Below are 23285 nucleotides of genomic sequence, written 5' to 3'. Positions count from 1 at the left end.
GCCGCCGGAACGTCGGATGCGGCGTTGGTGCCATGCGCGGCATTTCCCCATCATGGGATGGAGAGCCGAGCGGGCCATGGAGGATATCTTATGCGCGGATATCAAGAACCTTCACTAACGTAATGATAATTCGGCCAGAAGGGTAATCCTGTCGTTGACAGGAAACTCGACATGAGCCTGAAAGTAAGTGAGCGGGTGCCGGATGCAGCGCCTATATATCGGGCCGGTCGCTGCGGTCCGGAACAATGCAAACGATCGCCCTTGTGGCGATCTGGTGGTTTTCGGCATCGGGGATGGCCTGCGCCAGAAGCGGCGAAGACGTCAGCGCCACAAGGGCCGTCGCAATAAGAAGCGTGCGGGGCATGAAATGATCCTTTCGCGTCCACGGTCGTGCCGCTGCGGCGGCATTGGCAATATTTGGCAAATGCCGATGTTCCGGACCCGTCTGGCCAGTGCTGCATTCGCTGTGGGGGCAGTAACATGACGAATGTGACCGGGCTGATTCACTTCTGCGAAGACCTGACGACAGGAACGGAAACCACTTGGCAAACCTTGGCGAAGCTGGGACCACCGGGAAAAAGGAGGATCCGGAATGTGGCGAGTGGAACGGCACAAGCTGATCCGTCAGAAGCTGGGCGTCAGCGGGCGCGTGTCGATTTCCGACCTTGTGCGGGACACGGGGGTGACGCGCGAAACGCTGCGGGCGGATCTGGAAGAAATGGCGGCGGCGGGCGACATCCTGCGCGTTCGCGGCGGGGCCGTCATCGCGCCCGCCCCCGACGATCCGGAGGCGTCGTTCCAGACGCGGATTCAGGATCATCCGGCGGAAAAGCTTGCCATCGGGCGTGAAGCCGCGCGGTTGCTGCCACGCGGGGCAAGCCTGCTGATCGATGCGGGATCGACCACTGCGGCCTTTGCCCGTTCCCTTTCCGCGCGGCCGGATCTGCGCATCCTGACAAACTCGCTGCATGTGGCAAGGCGGCTGGCGGCGTCGCATGACACGCTGCTGCTGGGGGGCGTGCCGGACAAGGCCGGACAAGGCGTTTATGGCGAACTGACGCTGGCGCAGCTGCGCCGCTTCCGCGTGGATGTTGCCGTCATCTCGCCGGTTGCGATCGATGCGGCGGCGGGCCTGACGAATTTCGACCTGCGCGAGGCGGAGCTTGCCTCGGCCATGTTCGAGGCGGCAGAGCGGCGGATGGCGCTGGCCCATGCCGCAAAGCTGGGGCATCGCAGCCGCGTTTCGATCGCGCCGCTGGAGGCGCTGGATTGGCTGGTGACGGATCGCCTGCCCCCCGCCCCGTGGCCGCCGATGCCGAGGCTGGTCATCGCGCCGCGGGATGCGTGATCAGCGGCGGGCATCCTGCGGCAGCATCACGGCCAGCTCTATTCCATTGCGGGCGCCCATCTTGGCCAGAACCCGGCCGCGATGCACCTCCACGGTGCGGGTGGCGATGTGCAGGATGTCCGCGATCTGCTTGTTCGGCACGCCTGAAAGCATCAGCTGCATCACCTCCTCTTCGCGGGGGGAAAGGCTGGCGCGGCGGGCCGCCAGATCCTTGTGATGCCGCGCGGCGGCGCAGGCGCTTTCATGCAGCGCAATGGCGCGCAGCGCCAGATCCACGATCTGGTTGTCGTTGAACGGCTTTTCCAGAAAATCGAACGCGCCGGCCTTCAGCGCGCCAACCGCCACGGGCACGTCCGCATGGCCGGTCAGGAAGATCACGGGGGCCTGCTGCCCTGCCGCCTTCAGCCGCTGGAAAACCTCCGGTCCGGCCAAACCCGGCATGCGCACATCAAGGATGATGCAGGAACAGGGGGTCACGGGCTGCGCCTGCAAAAACGCCTCGCCCGAGGGCCAGCCCTGCGCCTCGATCCCGCGAGAGGCGAACAGGAAGGACAGCGCATCGCGGATCGGCTCCTCGTCGTCGATGATGTGGATCATGTCGGCCCCTCGCCTGCATCCGTGTTGTCCTGTGCGGCCTGCACCGGCAGCGTGATTCGGAAGATCGTGCCGCCTTCGGGGTTTGGCCGATGGTCAAGCCGCCCCCCATGCAGTTCGATGATCGACCGGCAGATCTTCAGCCCCATGCCCATCCCCTGTGGTTTCGTTGTCGCGAAAGCGTCGAACAGGCGGCCCGCGATGTCGGGCGCGATGCCCGCGCCGCGATCGGCCACCTCTATCACGGCCTGCCCGTCCTGTTCGGCCAGCCGCACGCAAAGCACATCCGCCATGCGTGTTTCGGCCATCGCCTCCATTCCGTTGCGGATCAGGTTCATCAGCACCTGTTCCAGCAGCACGCGGTCGGCATCCACCACCGGCGCCGCATCGATCCGCGACCGCAGGGCCACCCGATGGGCGCGTGCATCGGCCGAAAGAAAGCCGATGGTTCCGGCCACCACCTCGTCCAGCCGCGTGGGGGCGAAGCAAGGGGCGCGTTTCTTCACCAGGTCCTGGATGTGGCGGATGATCTGGCCCGCCCGGTCGGCCTGCCGCGCCAGCTTCCCGTTCGCCTGCTGCAACAGGGCGATGTTGGTGTCATCCCGCTCCATCAGGTTGGCCATGCCGGCAGCATAGGAGGCGATGGCCGACAAGGGCTGGTTCAATTCATGCGCAAGGGTGGAGGCCATTTCGCCCAGCGTCACCAGCCGGCCCGTGCGCGCCAGCGCGTCTTCCTGCGCGCGGGCCATGCGTTCGGCGCGCTTGTGATCTGTCAGGTCGATGACTGACCCCATCCAGCCGCGATGAACCCCCTGCGCATCCACAAGGGGCGCTTCATAAACCTGAACGTCGATGCCGTGCCCGTCACGATGAAGAAAGCGCGTCTGAAAGCTTCGCGGGATCCGCCCGCCCGCCTTCAGTTGCAACTGGCGTGCCTCTGTTTCGGGCAGGTGTTCGGGATCCCAATAGGGCATGGGCGGAACCTGCCCGACCAGATCCTGCGCATCGCGCCCGACAAGGTTGCAAAAGGCCGGGTTCACGTAAAGCACCCGCCCCTCGTGATCCTTTGCCCGCAAGCCCACGGTCAGGCTTTCCTCCATCGAGCGGCGGAAGGCCGTCTCCTCGCGCCACCGGTCTTCGGCCGCGCGCCGCCGGTCGGCATTGCGCTGCACGATCAGCAGCGCAAGGATCGCAAAGGCGGCCAGTGCCGCGATGACCCCCATCGGCAGCGCCGACTGAAGCGCCTTGGGCGCCTCATAGGCGGTGATGCCAAGGAAGGTGCCGCGCAGGGGCGGATCGAAGCTGATCGCATGCGTTGGGGCATCGGGTGCTGGCTGCAGCCGCTGGCGTTCCGCATAGGACTGGCCGCCGGTTCCGAAGATGCGCACGCCGTATTGTTCCGCGATCCACCACGGCACATGCCGGTCCAGCAGAAGCGGCAGGGAAATGGTTGCCGACAGGAATCCGTCATGCCCCGCAAGCGCCATCGTCACCGTGCCGTCGGGCGCGACATCGCCGTAAACCGGACGCGCGGGCCGCGCGCCCGACTGCACCAGCGTCGCCATCAGCAAGGGATCGCCCGGCGCGCCTGCCCCCGGAAGAACGCGCACCCTCCGGCCCGCCGCATCGTGCCATGCCAGCGACAGCACCTCGGGGTTGTTGGCAAGGTGCAGCCGCGCCCGGGCGTCCAGCATGTCTTCCGGGGTGCCGCCTGCGGCCTCCAGCGCCAGCCGCGCCAGCATGTCCTCGTCCAGCGACATCTGGAACCGCAGCGTTTGTTCGACCCAAAGCGCATCGGTGGCCAGCTTCACGCGCGCCTGCGCCGCCTCGTTCCGGCTGACGGCCCAGACGACGCCGGCCACCAGCGTGACCAGCGCGATGATCGTGACAAGCGGAACCAGCGACAGCAGGTCAAGGCCGCGGCCCTGCGCGATCCGTCCCTGCGGCACCCACGGGTCGCCCGCTGCCGCGCGGGCGGCCCGACTGCCGGTATCATCTTCCACGCTGCCGCATCTCCCTATTGCGGAAACCCACAATAGCTGCGCCGCGCCGCGCATGGCAAGAAATGACAGGACCCGCCGGGGAGGGCGGGATCAACGGGAGGAAGACCATGCTGAATCGTCGCAACTTCGCGCGCCTTGCAGGCGCCGCGATCATTGCCCTGTCCACCGCGTTGCCATCCTTCGCGCAGGACCCGATCGTCATCAAGTTCAGCCACGTCGTGGCGTCCGACACGCCCAAGGGCAAGGGCGCCGAGAAGTTCAAGGAACTGGCCGAGCAATATACCGACGGCAAGGTGCGCGTCGAAGTCTATCCCAACAGCCAGCTTTACAAGGACAAGGAAGAGCTGGAGGCCCTGCAGCTGGGCGCGGTGCAGATGCTTGCCCCCTCGCTTGCGAAGTTCGGCCCCTTGGGCGTGCAGCAGTTCGAACTGTTCGACCTGCCGATGCTGTTCAACGGCCGCGAGGATCTGCGCAAGATCACCGAGGGCGACGTGGGCCGCGAGCTTCTGGACATGCTGGAGCCGAAGGGCATCACCGGCCTTGCCTATTGGGATAACGGCTTCAAGATCATGTCGGCAAACAGCCCGCTGGTGACACCGGACGATTTCCTTGGCCTGAAGATGCGCATCCAGTCGTCCAAGATCCTTGAAGCGCAGATGCAGGCGCTTGGCGCGGTGCCGCAGGTCATGGCCTTTTCCGAGGTGTACCAGGCGCTGCAGACCGGCGTCGTGGACGGAACGGAAAACCCGCCCTCCAACATGTATACCCAACGCATGAACGAGGTGCAGTCCCACGCCACCCTGTCGCAGCACGGCTATCTTGGCTATGCGGTCATCGTGAACAAGGCGTTCTGGGACGGGCTGCCCGCCGATGTGCGCGAAGGGCTGGACCGCGCCATGACCGAGGCGACCGAATATGCCAATGGCATCGCCGAGGATGAGAACGACCGCGCCCTGCAGGCCATGATGGATGCCGGCACGACCGAATTCCACGAACTGACCGAGGAAGAGCGTGCCGAATGGTACGAAACCCTGCGCCCCGTGCATGAGGAAATGGCCGACCGCATCGGCGCGGACCTTCTGCAAAAGGTCTATGACGCGCTCGGCACCACCAACTGACGCCAATCCGGGGGTGCCGCATGGTGCCCCCACCATCCGAGGTCCGCCATGTTCCTGCGCATCCTCGACCGCCTCGAAGAAACCCTCATCTCCATCCTCATGGCCGTGGCGGTCGTGCTGATCTTCGTGGCCGTCGTTCACCGTTTCTCCATCGGCCTTGCCGCCGACATGGTGGGCTTTGCCCGCAGCCATGACATGCCCGCCCTGATGGATGCCGCACGGTCGTCCTTCAAGGCCATCAACTCCATCCGGCTGACATGGGCGCAGGAAACCTGCATCTATCTGTTCGTGTGGATGGCCAAGTTCGGCGCCGCCTATGGCGTGCGGATCGGCATCCATGTGGGCGTGGACATCCTTGCGCAGCGGCTGACCGGCACGGCGCGCACCGTCATCACCGCAATCGCCATGTCGGGCGGCATCCTGTTCACGGGCATCCTTGTCTGGATCGGGACGGATTTTGTTTATCACGTCTATCACGGTGGCCAGATCTCTCCGGATCTGGAGATCAAGATGTGGATCGTCTACCTCGCGGTGCCGCTGGGGTCCGCGCTGATGTGCTTCCGCTTCATCCAGGCGCTGTGGATGTTCCTGACAACGGGCGAAATCGCCCATCACGATGTCGGTGCCGTTGACGGCGTCGAGGACGAAGCCGCCGCCGCATCGGAGGGCAAGGCATGACCGCGATCATCATCTTCCTGATACTTGCGCTTTTGCTGATCACCGGCATGCCCGTATCGATCGCGCTTGGCCTGACGGTGTTTTCCTTCCTGTTCGCCTTTACCGAAATCCCGATGGACAGCATCGCGCTGAAACTGTTCACTGGGATCGAGAAGTTCGAGATCATGGCGATCCCGTTCTTCATCCTTGCGGGCAACTTCCTGACGCATGGCGGCGTGGCGCGGCGGATGATCCGCTTTGCCACCGCGATGGTGGGCCACTGGTATGGCGGCATGGGCGTGGCGGCGGTGCTGGCCTGCGCGATGTTTGCCGCGATTTCCGGCTCCTCTCCTGCGACGGTAATGGCGGTCGGGTCCATCCTGATCCCGGCCATGGTGAAGCAGGGCTATCCGCCGCAATTCGGCGTAGGGTCCATCGCGACCGCGGGCGGCCTTGGCATCCTGATCCCGCCCTCCATCGTGATGGTGATGTACGCGGTCGCCACCTCGGGGATGGTGGTGACGGGGCCGGACGGGGCAACGGTGATGTCCGCCTCCATCGGGACGATGTTCATGGCGGGGGTGGTGCCGGGGCTGATGCTGGCCTCCATGCTGGGCGGCACGACCGTGTGGCAGGCGTGGAAGGGCGGTTATCCGCGCATGCCGCGGGCGAATTTCCGCACCCGCTGGAAGGCCTTCCGCGAATCCGTCTGGGGCCTGCTGCTGATCGTCATCATCATGGGCGGCATCTATGGCGGCATCTTCACCCCGACCGAGGCCGCCGCCGTCAGCGCCGTTTATGCCTTCGTCATCGCGGTCTGGGTCTACAAGGATATCAGCCTGCGGGATGTGCCGCGGGTGCTGCTCACCTCGGCCGCGATGTCGGCAATGCTGCTTTACATTATCACCAACGCCGTGATGTTCGCCTTCATCCTGACGTCCGAGCAGATCCCGCAGGCGCTGTCGGCATGGATCACGGATCTGGGCTTTGGAAAGATCGGCTTCCTGCTGATCGTGAACGTGATGCTGCTTCTGATCGGCATGGTGATGGAGCCGTCGGCCATTGTCCTGATCATGGCGCCGATCCTTTACCCCGTCGCCGTCGCGCTTGGTGTCGACCCGGTGCATTTCGGGATCATGATGATCGTGAACATGGAGATCGGGCTGTGCACGCCCCCCGTGGGCCTGAACCTCTACGTCGGATCGGCCATATCGCGCCTTGGCCTGACCGAGGTAAGCCGCGCCACCCTGCCCTGGCTGCTGACGGCCCTGACCTTCCTGATGCTCATCACCTACGTGCCAGCCCTGACGCTGACACTTCCGCGCCTTCTGGGGATGAACTGATCAAGCGGATGCATTCGCGGCCTGTCCGGCGAATGCATCCGCCACCGGAAGCGTGAAAGTTGCGGGTCCCGGGGTGCCATGCGCAGCCCCAAGCGGCAAGTTCGATCAGCCTGAACCAGCCGATCGAGCTTGCATCCCCAAGATCAACCTGAACGATGAGAGGTGGTTCGGTTTGTCTGAACAGGTTCCGGGCGTTTTCTAAGTGATTTTCCGCCTCGGTTACGCCGCCACCGCTTCGGGCATCGGCTGGTTGAAGTAGGCCTGATCGGGCGTTTTCTCGTCAAGCGCGGAGTGTGGGCGGCGGCTGTTGTAAAAGCCGAGATAACGGCCAATCGACGCGCGTGCCTCCGAGACGCTGGCATAGGCCCGCAGGTAGACCTCCTCGTATTTGATGGTCCGCCAGAGGCGCTCGACGAAGACGTTGTCGCGCCAGGCTCCCTTGCCGTCCATGCTGATCTTGATCTCGCGTGCGGCCAGAACCTTGATGAAGTCGGTCGAGGTGAATTGGCTGCCCTGATCCGTGTTGAAGATCTCGGGCGTGCCGTGACGCGCAAGCGCTTCCTCCACAGCTTCGATGCAAAAATCCGCCTCCAGCGTGATCGACACCCGCCATGCCAGAACGCGGCGGGTGAACCAGTCCAATACGGCGGCGAGGTAGATGAAGCCGCGCGCCATGGGAATGTAGGTGATGTCCATCGCCCAGACCTGGTTGGGCCGGATGATGGGCAGCTTCCTTAGCAGATATGGGTAGATCTTGTGTCCGCGAGCCGGTTTCGAGGTGTTCGGCTTGCGATAGAGCGCCTGGATGCCCATGCGTTTCATCAGCGTGGCAACGTGCAGCCGCCCGACCTTGAAGCCTTCCTGCACCAGCAGGGCCCGCAGCATCCGGCTGCCCGCGAACGGGAACTCCATGTGCAGCTTGTCGATCCGGTGCATCAGCTTCAGATCGGCATCCGCGACCGGACGCTGCTTGTAATAGACGCTGCTCCGACTGATCCCCAGCACGATGGCCTGGCGGCTGACGCTGAGCTTCGCGGTGGGATCGATCATTTTCTTGCGCTCGGCAGAAGACCCGCCTTGCCGAGCGCGACGGACAAAAAATCGTTCTCCAGCGTCAGCTCTCCGATCTTGGCATGCAGGGTCTTCACGTCGGCGAAGCCCGCACAGTCGGCTCGATAATAATGCCCCGCATTGATATCGAGCTGACGGAGCGCCTCCCCGGCGTAAGGGGCAGACGAGGTAGCTTTAGCTACCTATAGTCTCTCTTTGTATCTAGCTTTCCTATTCCGGTTTGTGAAAAACAATATTAATAGTGAATTCTGTTAGTTAGGTTGGATCCTGTCGGCCATTGAGGACGGGATGTATGACCCATCGATGAAGACGCGGATGTAGGAGCTGAAGGTCGAGAAAGCGCGGCTGTCCTCCGCCCTTGCCGACACCCCCGAGCCCCCTGCCCTGCGGCTCCATCCGCGCCTGGCCGATCATTACAAGGGGAAGATCGCCGATCTCTCCTCGGCCCTGTCGGACCCTTCGGTGAAGCTGGAGGCGACGGAGGCGTTGCGCGGGTTGGTGTCGGAGATCCGGATGATCCCGGACGCGGAGGCCCGTGGAGGTCATCGGATGGAACTGGTCGGGGAACTGGCTGCGATCCTGTCGCTGTCGGAAGGCCATGGTCCGGACATGACAAAGCCCCCGCGGTTTGCGAGGGCTGGTGCTGACCATTTCAGGTCGGGAACGATGGTTGCGGGAGCTCGCTTCCAGAAATACTTGCCTTTGCACCAAGCTAGCTAGAAGGAATCAAAAATCGCTTGCAGCATAAGGCTACCTTATCTTGATACCTGCGGAAACAAGGGCATCCGCGACCGCCTGTCGTGCGACCTCATGGCAGGCGGCACTCTCCATCTCCATCGACCGGTAACATGCCTCAGACGCTTTGCGAAATTCAGCGCCTTCACCCCAAGCCCATTCTTCGAACAGGAAGATGATCGCCGCGCCTGTATCTTGGAAAACTATCGTGGCCCCGACTCGGGATGCGTGAAGACGATATCCTCAGCCCATGTTCTGTGCATGACAGTCACCATTCACCGGGGAGGCCACCCTTGAGCATAGAGCGGGTGCGATAGTCATCAATCCTATCGCTGTCTGACGGTCGCCTGTCTGCCCCACGAAGTGTTGTAACCGAGTAAAACGTCGCGGTTTGGCGAAGTAGAAGTGGCGCAGGGCGGTAGTTGCAGCGGTGAGCCCGCCTAGGCCCGGTCTCCCTGAAAGGGCCGTAGTAGCGGGGTCGGCGACGGTGGCATGATGGGTGCAGAGTCTGCTCGCGGGACATTCTTGCCATTCGCTACGGCACAAGATGAGTCAAGAATAGAGCGAAGTTGTCGACGGATGTTTCCATGTAAGTGCGAGCACGCGAGATCAGAACGTCGCCAGAACTGCCACAATAACGTAGCGCCCACCTTTGGCCAGCGTAACCAGAAGAAGGAAGGACCAAAGGGGTTCACGTAAAACACCGGCGATCAACGTGAGCGGATCGCCAATGATGGGAAGCCAGCTTCCAAGCAAGCTCCAGCGGCCCCATCGCCCATAGAAGGCTTCTGCCCTACGCATCTGACGGTCTGTCACAGGGAACCAATGCCGATGCTTCCAGCGGTTGACCTCCCGCCCGATCAGCCAGTTTGCCAATGAGCCGAGCACGTTACCCAAGGTTGCAATCGAGACAAGCGCCCAAACTGGTGTCTCGCCTGTGCGCAGCAAGGCGAACAACAGCGCCTCCGACTGTGCCGGCAGCAGCGTTGCCGCCAGAAAAGCCGCACCGAAAAGTCCAAGCATTTCCCAGATCATCCGGCGCAGCCACCTTTTCAGGCAAGAAGGGTTATCGCTCCATGCCACCCCAAATAGAGACCGACAAGAGTGACAAGCGCACCTGAGAGGTGAGGCGCGCAGTCGGCAAGCTTTGCCAGCCACAGAGACCGACCTCTGACCTTGCGTGAGTGGATTGCCGCGACGGTCTCGACCGTCACGAGCGTCGAGATGCTGGAGGCCGAGATCATCAAGCTCGAGGACGGCATACGCCTCGAAGCCGAAAACAACAAAGTGGTAAGTAGGCGGCTTGTGACCGCTTCTGGTGTCGGACCCATCACCGCAGCGGCGCGTGCGGCTCTGTCACCCGACTCAAGCAGCTTTGACGGAGGCTGCGATTTTCTGCCTGGACAGGCCTGACCTCGAGACAACATTTGTACGGAGGGAAAGAGCGGATAGGCCGGACACCGAACATGGGCATCGTGCTTTGCGCCGCCTGCTCATCATCGGAGCGGCTTCAGTGGCTGGCTGGGCCAGATGCTGGCTCGCCAGTCTCGCTTGCTTGTCAGGCTTGGCGAACAAGATGACCCGCGTTGCATGTTGCTCCTACGCGCTGCCGCGCCCGAGACGCGCCAACAGGATCACGGGCAGGATACCTACCACGACGATGGCCAAGGCTGCGATAGCGGCTTCTTCATAGGTTCCACGAGCCGCTTCGCCGTAAAGATGCGTCGCCAGAGTTTCGAAATTCAACGGTCGCAGCAGCAGGGTCGCGGACAGTTCCTTCATGCAATCGACAAAGACCAGCAGCCCGGCAGCGGACAAGGCCGCCTTGGACAGCGGCAGATGTATGTGGCGCAGCGTGCTACCGATCCCATGACCCAAGGTGCGCGCGGACTGGTCATAGCTGCGCGGGATGCGGGTCAGTCCCGCCTCGACCGACCCGATCGAGATGGCCAGGAACCGCGCGAGGTAGGCGTAGCCAAGAGCCAGTCCCGACCCGATCAGCACCAGGCCCGGATCGATGCCCAGCAGTTCTTTGGTCATCCTGCCGATCCAGCGGTCCAACCCGCCTGCCGCAATTAGAATGCCAAGCGCCAAGATTGTCCCTGGCATGGCGTAGCCCAGCGATGCCACCCGGTGAACGAGCTGCATTTCGCGGTGCGGAAAAATGCGCGCAGCATAGGCAACGATGAGGCCGCAGGCCAGCACGGCGGCGGTTGCCAAGGCCGACAGGATGAAGGTGTTCCACGCCTCGGCCAGGAGGCGGGCGGACAGACCTGCAAACTGAAACCGCTTCCATGCCTCTGCCGCAAGATAGGTAGCGGGCAAGATGAAGCCCAGCAGCACGGGGAGCAGGCAGAACCACAGCGCCATCCAGCGGGCCGCGCCCTTCAGGGGCTGGCGTGCCATGCTGCGGGGACGCTGCGCGCTGACCGAATAACGCTGTTTCCGGCGTGCCCATCGTTCCAGAGAAACCAGCGCGACGACAAGCACCAGCATCGCCAAGGCGATCTGCGCGGCACCCGCCAGATCGGACCGCGTTACCCAAGTCGTATAGACCGAGATCGTCAGCGAGCGGACGCCCAAGAACTCGGATGCGCCGATGTCGTTCAGCGTCTCCATCAGGGCCAGACTGACGCCGACCGCAATAGCCGGTCGCGCCAGGGGCAGCGCGACGCGCCATAGGATTTGGCGCCGCGCGGTGCCAAGCGTATGGGCGACCTCGACCAAGTTTGCGGCCTGGGTCATGAACATCGCCCGCACCGGCAGATAGACATATGGATAGAGCACAAGGCCCAGAAGCAGGATTGCCCCGGTCATCGAGCGGATATCGGGCAGGCGAAAGTCGCGGGGGCTGTCAAAGCCAAGCACTGCCCTTATCACCGACTGGAATGGGCCGAGGGGATGCAGCATGTCCAAATAGGCATAGGCGATGATATAGGTCGGCACTGCTAAAGGCAGCAGCAGCGCCCATTCCAGCGCACGGCGCCCGGGAAAATCATAGGCCGCAACCAGCCATGCGACCCCGGTGCCGATCGCTGCCGTCAGGCAGCCGACACCAGCCATCAGGATCACCGTCTGGCTCAGCGCGTGCGGAAGGACATGGTGTGCCAGATGAGACCACAAGCCCTCGGAGCCTTGGACCGCCTGCCAGCCCAAAACCAACACAGGCACAAGGACCAGCGCCGCGATCAGCAGGCTTGCCAGAGCCCAAGACCCTCCGCGGAGGCGGAGGGCCAGTGCAGCCGAGACGAGTGCAACCGCTGGCACGGCGCGACGAGTCTTCGCCCCGCCGCTTGTATCAGTTGTCGAAGCCGACACGATCGACCAGCTCGCTGGCCTCCTTCCGGTTTGTCACGATGGCGGTCAGCGGTGTCGGATCAACCTGCAGTTCGCCGAAGGAGGCAATGATCGGGTCGACAGCGGCGCCGGGCTTGACTGGATATTCATAATTCGCCTCGGCATAGATCTTCTGCGCCTCATCCGAGACCAGATATTCCAGCAATTGCACCGCCTGCTCAGGATTGGGGGCATGCTTGGCCACGGCCGCGCCGCTGATGTTCACATGGGTGCCGCCGTCCTCGAAGGTGGGCAGGATCACCTTGATCGCATCACCCCACGCGCGCTGCTCGTCGCCGCCCTTGCCCGACTGCATCAGGCCGACATAGTAGGAGTTCGCGACCGCGATGTCGCAGATGCCGCCAAGGATGTCCTTGGCCCCATCGCGGTCGCCGCCACCGGCCTGCCGTGCCAGATTGGCCTTGAGGCCCGTCAGCCATTCCTCGGTCTGGGCCGCGTCATGATGCGACATGAAGGCCGAGAAGAGCGCGGTGTTGTAGGGATGCTGCCCCGACCGGATGCAGATGCGGCCCTTCCATTCCGGATCGGCCAGGCTTTCATAGGTGATGTGATCGATCTCGAGATCTTTTACGGCATAGACCACGCGGGCGCGCATCGACAGGCCGAACCACTGGTTGCCGGGGTCGCGCAGGTTGTCCGGGATGGCAGAGGTCAGGACCTCGGACTCCACCGGCTGGGTCAGCCCCTTCTCCACCAGATCGGTCAGGTTGCCCACGTCAACGGCCATCAGCAGATCAGCCGGCGAGCTTTCACCTTCGGACGCCACGCGTTCGGCCAGCCCGTCCTTGAGAAAGACGGTGTTCACCGTGATGCCCGTGGACTCGGTAAAGTCGGCCAGCAGGGGCTCTACAAGGCCCGGCTCCCGCGAGGTATAGAGGTTCAGCTCCTGACCATGAGCTCCGCCCACTGCGGCAAGAATGACTGTTGAGGCCAAGGTGGCGTTTAAAATGATCGATGCAGCTTTCATATGACCTCCCGTGGACGTTCCCACGGGTCATAACCAAGGTTGCGGCGGTAGTCTACTAATTTTGTCAGGTTTGGTTCGTTGGATCATACCCATCCTGGGGAAAGACATGGATCTGGGCCCCGTTCAGTTGCAGGCTGACCCTGTCGCCAATGCCCATGGGGATGCGCACATGCGAATGCATCCGCAACGTCTGGGCCAATGGATGCACCATGATGTCGATCTGCTCGCTTTCTCCGGTAAAGGTCTTGCCCAGGATGCGGGCGGAGATCCCTTGCCCGTCAGGTCTGATCGACAAGGCTTGGGGGCGGATGCAGGCAAGGGCCAGCGTTCCGTCGGGCAAATCCAGATCAGCTGGGAAGGTGCCTATGGGCGTCTCGATCCGCCCCCCAGACCAGAGGCCCGTCAGACGATTGCACGGGCCCATGAACTCCGCCGCATAGGCCGAGCAGGGCTGGTCATAGATCTCGAACGGAGTGCCGACCTGTTCAATGCGTCCTGCCCGCATCAGCACAATCAAATCACCCACGGCAAGCGCTTCTTGTGGATCATGGGTCACTATGATCGCGGTGGTGCCAGTCTTGCGCAAGATATCGACAGTCTCTCGACGCACGCGTTCTCGCAGGCCTTGATCAAGGTTCGAGAACGGCTCGTCCATCAGCAAAATATCCGGTTGAGGGGCGAGCGCCCGGGCCAAAGCTACCCGTTGCTGTTCGCCGCCTGACAGGGAATGGGGATGGCGGTCCAGCAGATGAGCCAGGCCGATCCGTTCCACCACCTCGGTCACGCGTCCACGACGCTCAGGTCCGGAGAGATGGCGCAGACCAAAGGCCAAGTTGTCGGCAACGGTCAGGTGGGGAAACAGGGCATAATCTTGAAACATAAACCCGATCCGGCGGTCTTCGGGTTCCACGAAGCAGGTAGGGCCAGCAACCTCTGCTCCATTCAGAACGATGCGGCCGCCGGGGTCGGGACGATCCACGCCGGAGATTATCCTCAGCAACGTCGATTTGCCGCAGCCCGATTGCCCAAGGAGGCACGTGATCCGTCCTGAGGGAATCGCAAGCGAGATGTCCGATAAAACGGACCGGCCATCAAAATGGCGCGACACTTGTTCAAGCTCAAGCGCAGATGCTAGATTGCCGAGCATGCGGTGCCTCCCAGTTCATTCCAGCTGCAACGCGAAAAGGGCGACAGCTTGCGTGCCGGTGCTATACGATCAGGGGAATATTCTCCAGCAAACAGAACTACAATCTTGCCTGCAAGAGACTGGCCGATGATGTCCCAGCTGATGGTGTAGCTGGTGGTGGGCCTCGCGGTCTGAGGCGGGCCGAGCTGGTCAGTCGCTCTGTGCTGCAGGCAGGCTGACGGTAAGATCATCGTAGACCGGCGCGAGTGTTTCCGGCGTCATGTAGCGGCCGCGTCGGCAGGCGCCGCGGCCTTCGCCCGGCCATTGACATCGATCCAGTCGACCGGCAGTGTCGCGGCTCCACCAGGGGTGTTCCGACAAGGAGCTGAGATACTGCTAGGCCGCGAGGCAGCGCAGGGACCCTATGAACCTGATCCAGTTCACACTGGCGTAGGGACGGTGCGGGTGCTCTGGCGGCCGGTTTTCGGTCACGTGTTGGCAGCACTCATTCCCCCTTCCAGTTCGTGCTGGGTCTCCGACGCTTTGCAAAGCCAGGAGCCTGACATGACGTTCCAGCCCACCCCCACAGTGACCACCGGTCCGCTGCCCGCTTCAACCAAGGTGTTCAAGCCGGGCGTTCTTTATCCCGACATGCGGGTGCCAATGCGCGAGATTGCATTGCATCCGAGCGCCGCCGAGCCGCCGGTAACCGTTTACGATTGTTCCGGTCCTTATACGGATCCGGGGGCGGAGATCGCCATCGAGCGTGGCTTGCCGCGCCTTCGGGAAAGCTGGGTTTCGTCGCGCGGGGATACCGAGGTCTATGAGGGACGCCCGGTTCAACCAGCCGATAATGGGTTCGTTTCCCTTGATCGGTTGACGCCCGTGTTCCCGGCGCTGCATCGACCGATGCGTGCGAAAGGGGGCAAGGCGGTCACGCAGATCGCCTACGCGCGGGCGGGTATTGTGACGCCGGAGATGGAGTTCGTCGCGATCCGCGAGAACCTCGGCCGGGAGGCCATCCGGGAGAAGATGGCCCGTGACGGCGAAAGTTTCGGCGCATCGGTGCCCGATTACGTGACCCCGGAGTTCGTGCGTGACGAAGTGGCGCGCGGCCGTGCGGTCATTCCTGCCAACATCAACCACCCTGAACTGGAGCCGATGATCATCGGCCGGAACTTCCTTGTGAAGATCAACGCCAACATCGGCAACTCGGCCGTCACCTCCTCCATGGCGGAAGAGGTCGAGAAGATGGTCTGGGCCATCCGCTGGGGCGCCGATACGGTGATGGACCTCTCGACGGGCCGCAACATCCACAACATCCGTGAATGGATCATCCGCAACGCGCCCGTTCCGATCGGCACCGTGCCAATCTACCAGGCGCTGGAAAAGGTCGGCGGCGTGGCCGAAGATCTGACCTGGGAGATCTTCCGGGACACGCTGATCGAGCAGGCCGAGCAAGGCGTGGACTACTTCACCATCCATGCGGGGGTCCGGCTGCGGCATATCCCGCTGACGGTGGATCGTGTGACGGGCATCGTCAGCCGTGGCGGCTCGATCATGGCCAAATGGTGCCTGCACCACCACCGCGAGAGCTTCCTTTACGAGCACTTCGAGGAGATCTGCGAGATTGCGCGGGCCTATGACGTGACGTTCAGCCTCGGTGACGGGCTGCGGCCGGGCTCCATCGCTGATGCCAACGATGCCGCCCAATTCGCCGAGCTGGAGACGCTGGGGGAACTGACCCAGATCGCTTGGAAGCACGACTGCCAGGTCATGATCGAGGGTCCGGGCCACGTGCCGATGCACAAGATCAAGGAGAACATGGACAAGCAGCTGGACGTCTGCGGCGAAGCGCCCTTCTACACGCTTGGGCCGCTGACGACCGACATTGCGCCGGGTTATGATCACATAACCTCCGGCATCGGGGCCGCCATGATTGGCTGGTTCGGCACCGCGATGCTGTGCTACGTCACCCCGAAGGAACATCTGGGCCTGCCCGACCGCGACGACGTGAAAACCGGGGTCATCACCTACAAGATCGCGGCCCACGCCGCCGACCTTGCCAAAGGGCATCCCGCAGCGAAGATCCGCGACGACGCGCTGTCCCGCGCCCGCTTCGAGTTCCGGTGGGAGGACCAGTTCAACCTTTCGCTGGACCCGGACACCGCACGGTCTTTCCATGACCAGACCCTGCCGAAGGAGGCACACAAGGTCGCGCATTTCTGTTCGATGTGCGGACCCAAGTTCTGCTCCATGAAGATCAGCCACGACATCCGGGAGGAGGCCCGGGCCCAGGCGGGAATGGACCGGATGGCCGAGAAGTATCGCGACGGTGGCGATCTCTACATTCCCGTGGAAGAGGGTGCCGCGGTTCCATAGCCGCGAACAGGTGAGGCGCTGGCTTTCAAGGCGGCGCCTCGCCAATGGGCCGCATCACTCGAACGGTCGAGATATGGGCCAACATGATCGGTCGATCAATGTCGGCTATAGGGCTCGATGCGACGACAACCGCCCTTTCGTGCTATCCTTCGTTTGCATCATTCCGAAATGCGGGCGGGAGCGGAGGATCGGAAGGCAATGCCATGTCCCCCGAACTCGTCACCATATCCCGCCGCCGCCGCGGGGCGCTTGGAACAAGGGTATGTATTGTCGGCCAGAAGCGGCCGCAGCAGCCGAAACACGTCTACTCTAACCTTGCACGGATCATACCCCGCAGCGAATTGCCAACCCAAAGTTGGCAGCGGTGCAGATCAGCGCGAAGCAATACCTCCTCTTGACAGACTCCCGAGGCAAGAAGTGTCGATCTCAAAATCCCGGGCAGCAGGCCGCATGATAACGGAGGCGTGCGCAATCCCTGACCTTTATCGAAGAACAGATTGGTGATCGTGCCCTCACAGATTTCATCGCGTTCGTTGGCGAAAATGACTTCCTCCAACGCCGACGAGAGGGCAGCGCGCTGACTGTCATATAGCGCGCGGCGTGTGGATTTGACACGAAGCCACGGATCGCTGGATCGCAGTCGGTGCGGCGACATCCCGACGCGCCAGACGGGTTTCGTAGGCGTTATTGTGGCATGGGTGATCTCGACATACCCCGCACGGTCAAGCGTCACACGCATCCGCGCGGGGTATGCGGGGGTAGCACTGGTCACTGCCAAGGCTATCTGTGCGGCATCACTGTTCCATCCCAGACGACAGGCCGACTTGGTCATCCGCTCCATGTGCAAGGGCAAGTTTCGCAGGATGTGCCCATCCCAGAAAAGCGTCTCGATCAGCTTGAGCTGCGTGTCAGATCCGCAAAGCGTGTCTTCCACATCGCCTCCTCCCATTCGCCATCGGCCGTCGAGTCATGCACCACACCACCACCCGCATTCAACAGCACATGCCCGTTGGGGAACACGCGCATTGTGCGGATCATGACGTTGAAACTGGCACGGCCATCGGGAGCCATCCAACCCATCGTTCCGCAATAGGCTCCACGCGGATGCGGTTCCAGTTCGGCAATAATCTCCATGGCACGTATCTTCGGCGCGCCGGTGATCGACCCGCAGGGAAACAGCGCGGTCATCAGGCGGTCAAATCGGGCGACGTCACTCAACCGTCCGGTCACCCGAGAAACCATCTGATGGACCGTGCTCAGCGTTTCGATATGAAAAAGCTTGGGCACACGAACCGATCCAGGTACGGAGAGGCGGGCGATATCGTTGCGCAACAAATCGACGATCATCAAATTTTCGGCGCGTGTTTTCTCGTCGCCGTAAAGATTTTGCGCCAAAGCCACATCCTGCATAGGATCGTTGTGGCGTGGGGCCGTGCCTTTCATCGGGCGCGCCTCTATCAGTCCATCGGGCTCCAACCGCACAAACAGTTCGGGCGAACGGGAGACGAGAACCGGCCCCCCACCCATATCAGCGAATCCTCCATGGCCGACGGGCTGGATACCACGCAATGCGCCATAGAGACCGAGCGGCGTTCCAGCCTGCAGACGGCTGGCGAACGGAAAAGTCAGATTGACCTGATAGCAATCACCTCGGGCAATGTAACTCGCCACTCGCGCAAAGGCAGCGTCGTAATCGGCTCGTTCTATCAACGATGCTATCGGCCCAAGCCGCGTCTGCGGCGCGTCAGATATTGCACGCGCCAGAACCGGCGCGGGATCGCTCGGCCCCTCGAAAAGGCCGAAAGCCAAGAGGGGTTCGGCTTGGGGCGTCCGAATGTAGGGGGTAAGCCGGGGTTCAAGCGCAAGGCCAGCTTCATACCCCATCCAGCCAGCAATCCATGCGCCGTCGCGACGTGCCTGCTCCAGAGTGCGAAGGGCAGGCTCGACCTCAGCCGCCGTCTTGACGGTGATCACCCGAGCAGGATGCGCAAAAACTGAGGGCGCGCCATCCGGACCATCCTCAAGCAGGATCATTCCATGTGCCATTACGATCAGGGCTATGCTGTTGCGCGCGTTCAATCACCCGCCACGAAACCCATGTCCAGAAGGAATGATCCCATCCTTCGTTTAAGCCGATCTCGACGCTACACTGCGATGCTTAAAAAGTCCCATTGTATCGCCTGCCATGTTGCAAGGTGAACGTCTGCATTGGGCTTTAGCGACAGCGGGCTATTGTCATGCGGCTGCATCCATAGCGGCGGGCAAGATCCGAAACCGTCACCCCAGCATCAAGCTCGGCACGGATGCTCTGCTTCTGAGTCTCCGACAGCGTAGAGGGGCGGCCGATGATCTTTCCCTGAGATCGGGCGCGGGCCATGCCTGCATGGGTCCGCTCGATCAGCAACTCCCGCTCAAACTGTGCGACGGCGTTCAGGATGGTCATGGTGAACTGTCCCGCGGGACTGGTCAGGTCACTGCCGCCTAAGGCGAGACAGTGAACACGCACCTGCATCTTGCCCAGAAGGGTCACGGTCTGCGCCACGTCCATGGCGTCCCGGCCGAGCCGATCCATCTTCGTGACCACCAGCACATCCCCCTGCTCCAGCCGGTCGATCAGGCGGGCGAACATCGGACGCTGCTGTGCAGGGACACTGCCCGAGACGGTTTCCGAAATGATCCGGTGCTTCGGAATGGTGAAGCCGGCTGTCTCCAGCTCCTGCACCTGGTTCTCGATGGTCTGCTGGATGGTGGAGACGCGGACATAGGCAAAGGTGCGGGACATGGGCCAAAACTGTTCAGAAGGGTCGATCACATCTTAGATGTTCACAACCCCCGTGCAAGACCCGTTTTGAGCACCCTTCCCCATCCCTGTTCAAAACCGTTCGGTTTTGAACAGGGATGGCTGGACATAGTATCTACTTCATCACCGGCCTTGATAAGGCCATAATCTTGAGGCGGCCGGCGGCCACCCCCAAGTTCCGAATGTTCGGTCGTCATCGTCTCATGGCTGAGACATTTACCAGACCTTGCTGCCATCCCACGAGGAGATGAAGCGCGTCACGTCGGTGACGGCCATGGGCCGGCCGAAGTGATATCCTTGGGCGGTGCTGCAGCCCAGTTGACGCAGGAGGGCCACTTGTTCAACCGTCTCGACCCCTTCGGCGACCACTTGGAGATCGAGGTTCAGTCCGAGGCTCAGAACCGCTTTGACAACGGCCGCGTCGCTGGCGTCCCTTTCCATGTCCATCACAAAGGACCGGTCGATCTTGAGAACGTCGACGGGGAACTGCTTCAGGTGCGACAGGGAGGCATAACCTGTGCCGAAGTCATCCAATGCGATGGTCACCCCCGCGTCGCTGAGCTTGCGCAAGGCTCGTTTCACGAAGTCGGCTCCATACCCTAGGAACACGCCTTCGGTCACCTCGACCTCAAGGCAACGCGTCGGGAGGCCGGCGCGGTCCAGTTCGTCCAGAACCTGCTCGGCATAGTCATCGCGCCGGAACTCGGCTGCAGAGACGTTGATTGCGATCCGTCCAACCTCGGTGCCTGAACCCCGCCACTTCTGGAGGTGCTGGAACACACAGGACCGGATGCGCATGCCGATGCTGATGCCGAGATCGGTGTTGTCAAAGGCGGGCGCGATCATGTGAGGCGGCTGGATGCCGGTGCCAGGGGGGTGCCAGCGCAGCAAAGCCTCAAAGCCGCTCAAACGGCCGGAACGCAGGTCGACCTTTGGCTGATAGTGAGGCATAATCCAGTCGAAGGCGACCGCCTGGCCCGCCACCCGAAGAGCGGACGCCACTTTCTGCTCATCTTCGCGCATCGCCGGGCGGAACATGGTGAAGATGCCCCGGCCCGATGCCTTGCTGGCGTAAAGGGCAAGATCGGACTGCTTGCGCAACTCATCAGGGTCCTCATCCCGCTTGAAGACAGTAACCGTGCCGCCGATGCTGGTGCGGCAGTCCAAGATATTCCCGTGGAGCGAGAGGGGTTCGTGCATGTGAGCGAGGATGGCTTGCGCGATCCTCCTGACGTCGTCTTCTCCACCGATATCAGGCAGAAGAACCGCAAATTCATCCCCGCCGAGCCGGGCTATCACACCTTGGCGCCCCACCGCCTGACGCAGGCGGTCGGCAAAGCCCTTCAGGAAGATGTCGCCCACATCGTGCCCAAACTTGTCATTGATCTGTTTGAAGTGATCCACGTCCAAGGACAGCAGGCCGACCCGGCGCTGCCCGGCCATGGTCTTTTCGAAGGCATCCTTGATTTTCTTCTGGAACAGCCGACGGTTCGGCAGGCCGGTCAGCTCATCGTGATGGGCCGCCCACCGCAGGCGCTCCTCGGTTTTCTTCCGCTCCGTGATGTCTCGGGCGATGCCGATGACGCCGATGATGTCGCCGTTTTTGCGCCACGGCACCTTGACGGTGTGATAGTGTCGAACAGTCTCCCCGGGAACGTCCTCCTCAACGCTCAGTTTGCGGCCGCTTGCAAGGACCCGAAGATCATCCGAACGATATTTTTCGGCAATCTCCGGCTCGTACAACTCATGATCGTATTTCCCTATGATCTTGGCACCGCCGAACTTCAGGTTTGCCGCCAGGAAGAGCCCGTTCCGATCCTTGACGAAGATCAGGTCGTCCACGCTGTCGATCACCTCTTGCAGAAGACTGTGGGCCTCTTGAGCGCGCTCCTCCGCCAGCTTGTGGGCGGTGATGTCCTCCGCCACGGTGATCGTCCCGGCAACCGCGCCAGCGTCGTCACGCACATAGGAGACGTTGACCTTGCACCAGACGACGGAGCCGTCCGGTCGGAGATAGCGTTTCTCCAGCTGAAGCGGCTCACCGGTGGCTTCATGTTGCTGCAGCAGTGGCGCTTGCCACTTGGCGTCCTCGGGATGCGTGAACTGGATCATGGACACGCCCTCGAGCTCCTCCCGGGCCCGGCCCAGGATCTCGCAGTAGTGCTGGTTGATCATGAGCACCCGGTTGCTCTGGTCACGGTGCATGAGGCCGACAACCGCCTGGTTGAACACGGTCTGAAGCTGCCGTTCGCGCTCCTGCAGGGCCAGTGTCGCCTGCTTGTGCTCGTGAATATCCTCAATTGTGCCATACCACCGCAGGATCGCACCGGAGTCATCGTGACGAGGCGCGGCGCGCGCCCTGAACCACCGATAGCTTCCGTCAGCGCTTCGCAGACGATACTCGACGTCCACGGGCGTCCCGCTCAACAAAGCCGTGCTCCAAAGACGGACTGTCTGCGCAATGTCGTCAGGATACAGCGCACGGGTCCAACTCTGCCCGAGGGCCTGATCAAGAGAGACCCCCGTCATGGCACACCAGCGGTTGGAGACCTCCACGATGTTCCCCTGTGGATCTGCAATCCACGGGATCTGAGGGTTCAACTCGACCGAGTGCCAATAGTGCTCCTCGCTTTCCTGCAGGGCGGCCTGGATCTCCTGCCGCTCCGTGATGTCGAGAGCAGAACCGACATAGCCCTGGAAGTTCCCGTGCGCATCAAAGCGCGGTTGCCCCACATCAATCACCCAGGCCCATGACCCGCTCACGGTCCGCAGACGGTACTCGGCCTGATAGGGCTCCCGACGCGCGCTCGCGGCCAGGAAGATCTGTTCCACCCTCTTCTGGTCGTCAGGATGAATGGCCTTCAGCCACCCATAGCCAAGCGCCTCCTCATAACTCTGCCCGGTCAGCGCAAGCCACATCTTGTTGCAGAAGATGCCGGCGCCGCTCGGGTCACTCATCCAGATCATCACGGGCGCGCCATCGGCCATCGACCGGAAGTGGGCCTCACTCTCCCGCAGCGCCATCTCGGCCCGCCGGCTCTCGGTGATGTCCTGTATGGTCGCGAGGACAAAGGGTGCCCGTCCCGTTGGTCCAGGAAGCCAAATCCAGCGCTTGCGGGTTCTGAGAAGCTGGACGCGGCCGTCGGCCGACGTCAGTTCCTCTTCAACGTCGCGTTCCTCGCCGGTCGTCAGAACGTGTTGATCGTCCGCGCGGAAGCCCCGCGCCTGCTCCTCGGGAAGGAAATTGAAGTCGGTCCGCCCCAGCACCTCATCGCGGCTGCGCCCCAATAGCGCGCACATCGCGTCGTTCATCAGGACGAAGCGGCCATCCCTGTCTTTCACTGCGATCGGGTCCGGAACGCCGTTGATCAGACTTCCCAGTATCTCTCCGGGAAGGTCCGATGACGAGGTTTCATACCCTGCAGAGTGAGGTTGTGTGGTATCCCCGGGTGCGGAAGAAGGGCCACGGGCTTGGTCAGAACGGTCGGCTGTTGTGAGGCGTGCCATTTACGCTTGTTCTTTCTCATGTGGGCCGGTCTGAATATCGTCAACTCTCGCCGGTATTCCGCCCCGGACTGGGAGGGCGGGCCAGCATGATGATCGCCCGATCGGGTCCGGGCTGTTTTCTACAGACTCAAAAGCGGTGAAACTACTTGTCTGGAAAGACTGGCCACATGATGCTGCGGCTATGATGCGCGCCATTGTAAAGCACTTTGTAGAGGCGTTGGGCGGTCAGGTTGTATCGGTGACGGCATGCAGCTTAGGGCACTAGCGTTCAGCTATG

General features: G+C 62.2%; 18 protein-coding genes, 1 pseudogene and 1 riboswitch. Of the genes and pseudogenes, 6 read left to right on the top strand and 13 right to left on the bottom strand.

Going from position 1 to position 23285, the window contains the following annotated elements; genetic code table 11:
* Window positions 1-211: 211 nt before the first annotated feature.
* A complete protein-coding gene (locus JX25_RS14885) occupies window positions 212-364 on the bottom strand; it encodes a hypothetical protein (protein WP_164876149.1) in 153 nt (50 codons plus the stop codon).
* 228 nt (window positions 365-592) lie between these two features.
* On the opposite strand from JX25_RS14885, the gene JX25_RS12460 reads away from it, so the two are divergent.
* Window positions 593-1348: a DeoR/GlpR family DNA-binding transcription regulator gene (locus JX25_RS12460; RefSeq protein WP_128255420.1), complete on the top strand. Its 756-nt coding sequence runs from the start codon at window positions 593-595 to the stop codon at window positions 1346-1348.
* Here the strand turns inward: JX25_RS12460 and JX25_RS12455 are convergent, their stop codons facing one another.
* Together JX25_RS12455 and JX25_RS12450 are read right to left on the bottom strand one after the other, a co-directional pair.
* A complete protein-coding gene (locus tag JX25_RS12455; RefSeq protein WP_128255419.1) occupies window positions 1349-1945 on the bottom strand; it encodes a response regulator transcription factor in 597 nt (198 codons plus the stop codon).
* Window positions 1942-3945, bottom strand: a complete 2004-nt coding sequence (locus JX25_RS12450) for a sensor histidine kinase (protein WP_128255418.1) — start codon at window positions 3943-3945, stop codon at window positions 1942-1944. Before JX25_RS12450 ends, JX25_RS12455 begins: the two co-directional genes overlap by 4 nt.
* A 107-nt stretch (window positions 3946-4052) precedes the next feature.
* On the opposite strand from JX25_RS12450, the gene JX25_RS12445 reads away from it, so the two are divergent.
* Genes JX25_RS12445 through JX25_RS12435 form a run of 3 tightly spaced genes read left to right on the top strand, consistent with a single transcriptional unit; the run spans window position 4053 to window position 7063 of the window.
* Window positions 4053-5063, top strand: a complete 1011-nt coding sequence (locus tag JX25_RS12445; RefSeq protein ID WP_128255417.1) for a TRAP transporter substrate-binding protein — start codon at window positions 4053-4055, stop codon at window positions 5061-5063.
* 48 nt (window positions 5064-5111) lie between these two features.
* A complete protein-coding gene (locus JX25_RS12440) occupies window positions 5112-5741 on the top strand; it encodes a TRAP transporter small permease (protein ID WP_128255416.1) in 630 nt (209 codons plus the stop codon).
* Window positions 5738-7063, top strand: a complete 1326-nt coding sequence (locus JX25_RS12435) for a TRAP transporter large permease (RefSeq protein ID WP_128255415.1) — start codon at window positions 5738-5740, stop codon at window positions 7061-7063. Before JX25_RS12440 ends, JX25_RS12435 begins: the two co-directional genes overlap by 4 nt.
* A gap of 219 nt (window positions 7064-7282) precedes the next feature.
* Here the strand turns inward: JX25_RS12435 and JX25_RS12430 are convergent.
* From JX25_RS12430 to JX25_RS12420, 3 genes and pseudogenes are all read right to left on the bottom strand, one after another.
* Window positions 7283-8226: pseudogene (locus JX25_RS12430) on the bottom strand (IS3 family transposase); the annotation flags it as partial.
* 658 nt (window positions 8227-8884) lie between these two features.
* The gene (locus JX25_RS15395) at window positions 8885-9076 is read right to left on the bottom strand and encodes a DUF982 domain-containing protein (RefSeq protein WP_128255491.1); all 192 of its coding nucleotides are present in this window, start codon (window positions 9074-9076) and stop codon (window positions 8885-8887) included.
* A gap of 402 nt (window positions 9077-9478) precedes the next feature.
* Window positions 9479-9904 (bottom strand): VTT domain-containing protein, encoded by a 426-nt coding sequence (locus JX25_RS12420; protein ID WP_128255414.1) that lies wholly within the window; start codon window positions 9902-9904, stop codon window positions 9479-9481.
* Window positions 9905-10045: 141 nt separating this feature from the next.
* Between JX25_RS12420 and JX25_RS12415 the strand changes: the two genes are divergently transcribed.
* The gene (locus tag JX25_RS12415; protein WP_128255413.1) at window positions 10046-10282 is read left to right on the top strand and encodes a hypothetical protein; all 237 of its coding nucleotides are present in this window, start codon (window positions 10046-10048) and stop codon (window positions 10280-10282) included.
* A gap of 186 nt (window positions 10283-10468) precedes the next feature.
* Here JX25_RS12415 and JX25_RS12410 read toward each other — a convergent pair whose 3' ends face one another.
* The 3 genes from JX25_RS12410 to JX25_RS12400 form a co-directional block, all read right to left on the bottom strand.
* On the bottom strand, window positions 10469-11932 hold the full coding sequence (locus JX25_RS12410) for an ABC transporter permease (protein WP_241557954.1): 1464 nt from the start codon (window positions 11930-11932) through the stop codon (window positions 10469-10471).
* A gap of 235 nt (window positions 11933-12167) precedes the next feature.
* Window positions 12168-13193, bottom strand: coding sequence for a Fe(3+) ABC transporter substrate-binding protein (locus JX25_RS12405; RefSeq protein ID WP_128255411.1), 1026 nt, complete (start codon window positions 13191-13193; stop codon window positions 12168-12170).
* Between the two features lie 64 nt (window positions 13194-13257).
* Entirely contained in the window at window positions 13258-14340 is a 1083-nt protein-coding gene (locus tag JX25_RS12400) for an ABC transporter ATP-binding protein (protein WP_128255410.1), read from the bottom strand.
* 334 nt (window positions 14341-14674) lie between these two features.
* Window positions 14675-14794: riboswitch (TPP riboswitch) on the top strand.
* A gap of 89 nt (window positions 14795-14883) precedes the next feature.
* Between JX25_RS12400 and thiC the strand changes: the two genes are divergently transcribed.
* Complete coding sequence (thiC, locus tag JX25_RS12395; RefSeq protein ID WP_128253750.1) at window positions 14884-16701, top strand: phosphomethylpyrimidine synthase ThiC; 1818 nt, start codon at window positions 14884-14886, stop codon at window positions 16699-16701.
* A 304-nt stretch (window positions 16702-17005) separates the two neighbouring features.
* Here the strand turns inward: thiC and JX25_RS12390 are convergent, their stop codons facing one another.
* From JX25_RS12390 to JX25_RS12375, 4 genes are all read right to left on the bottom strand, one after another.
* Window positions 17006-17635: an aminotransferase class IV family protein gene (locus JX25_RS12390; RefSeq protein ID WP_241557953.1), complete on the bottom strand. Its 630-nt coding sequence runs from the start codon at window positions 17633-17635 to the stop codon at window positions 17006-17008.
* Window positions 17593-18735 carry an aminodeoxychorismate synthase component I gene (locus JX25_RS12385; protein WP_128255408.1) on the bottom strand — a complete coding sequence of 381 codons (1143 nt, stop codon included), beginning with the start codon at window positions 18733-18735 and terminating at the stop codon, window positions 17593-17595. Before JX25_RS12385 ends, JX25_RS12390 begins: the two co-directional genes overlap by 43 nt.
* 181 nt (window positions 18736-18916) lie before the next feature.
* Window positions 18917-19483, bottom strand: a complete 567-nt coding sequence (locus JX25_RS12380) for a recombinase family protein (protein WP_128255407.1) — start codon at window positions 19481-19483, stop codon at window positions 18917-18919.
* A 234-nt stretch (window positions 19484-19717) separates the two neighbouring features.
* On the bottom strand, window positions 19718-23008 hold the full coding sequence (locus JX25_RS12375; RefSeq protein WP_128255406.1) for a PAS domain S-box protein: 3291 nt from the start codon (window positions 23006-23008) through the stop codon (window positions 19718-19720).
* Window positions 23009-23285: the final 277 nt, after the last annotated feature.

The organism is Falsirhodobacter deserti (assembly GCF_004015795.1).
Taxonomy (GTDB): Bacteria; Pseudomonadota; Alphaproteobacteria; order Rhodobacterales; family Rhodobacteraceae; genus Falsirhodobacter; species Falsirhodobacter deserti.
This window is presented reverse-complemented; position numbering and strand designations above follow the sequence as displayed.

Excerpts from the sequence above, each read along its gene's own strand:
- JX25_RS12405 (WP_128255411.1), bottom strand. The coding sequence starts at position 13,193 with ATGAAAGCTGCATCGATCATTTTAAACGCCACCTTGGCCTCAACAGTC.
- thiC (WP_128253750.1), top strand. The coding sequence starts at position 14,884 with ATGACGTTCCAGCCCACCCCCACAGTGACCACCGGTCCGCTGCCCGCT.
- JX25_RS12380 (WP_128255407.1), bottom strand. The coding sequence starts at position 19,483 with ATGTCCCGCACCTTTGCCTATGTCCGCGTCTCCACCATCCAGCAGACC.
- JX25_RS12445 (WP_128255417.1), top strand. The coding sequence starts at position 4,053 with ATGCTGAATCGTCGCAACTTCGCGCGCCTTGCAGGCGCCGCGATCATT.
- JX25_RS12440 (WP_128255416.1), top strand. The coding sequence starts at position 5,112 with ATGTTCCTGCGCATCCTCGACCGCCTCGAAGAAACCCTCATCTCCATC.
- JX25_RS12435 (WP_128255415.1), top strand. The coding sequence starts at position 5,738 with ATGACCGCGATCATCATCTTCCTGATACTTGCGCTTTTGCTGATCACC.
- JX25_RS12375 (WP_128255406.1), bottom strand. The coding sequence starts at position 23,008 with ATGGCACGCCTCACAACAGCCGACCGTTCTGACCAAGCCCGTGGCCCT.
- JX25_RS12410 (WP_241557954.1), bottom strand. The coding sequence starts at position 11,932 with ATGGCTGGTGTCGGCTGCCTGACGGCAGCGATCGGCACCGGGGTCGCA.
- JX25_RS12460 (WP_128255420.1), top strand. The coding sequence starts at position 593 with ATGTGGCGAGTGGAACGGCACAAGCTGATCCGTCAGAAGCTGGGCGTC.
- JX25_RS12420 (WP_128255414.1), bottom strand. The coding sequence starts at position 9,904 with ATGATCTGGGAAATGCTTGGACTTTTCGGTGCGGCTTTTCTGGCGGCA.
- JX25_RS12385 (WP_128255408.1), bottom strand. The coding sequence starts at position 18,735 with ATGATCCTGCTTGAGGATGGTCCGGATGGCGCGCCCTCAGTTTTTGCG.
- JX25_RS14885 (WP_164876149.1), bottom strand. The coding sequence starts at position 364 with ATGCCCCGCACGCTTCTTATTGCGACGGCCCTTGTGGCGCTGACGTCT.
- JX25_RS12400 (WP_128255410.1), bottom strand. The coding sequence starts at position 14,340 with ATGCTCGGCAATCTAGCATCTGCGCTTGAGCTTGAACAAGTGTCGCGC.
- JX25_RS12455 (WP_128255419.1), bottom strand. The coding sequence starts at position 1,945 with ATGATCCACATCATCGACGACGAGGAGCCGATCCGCGATGCGCTGTCC.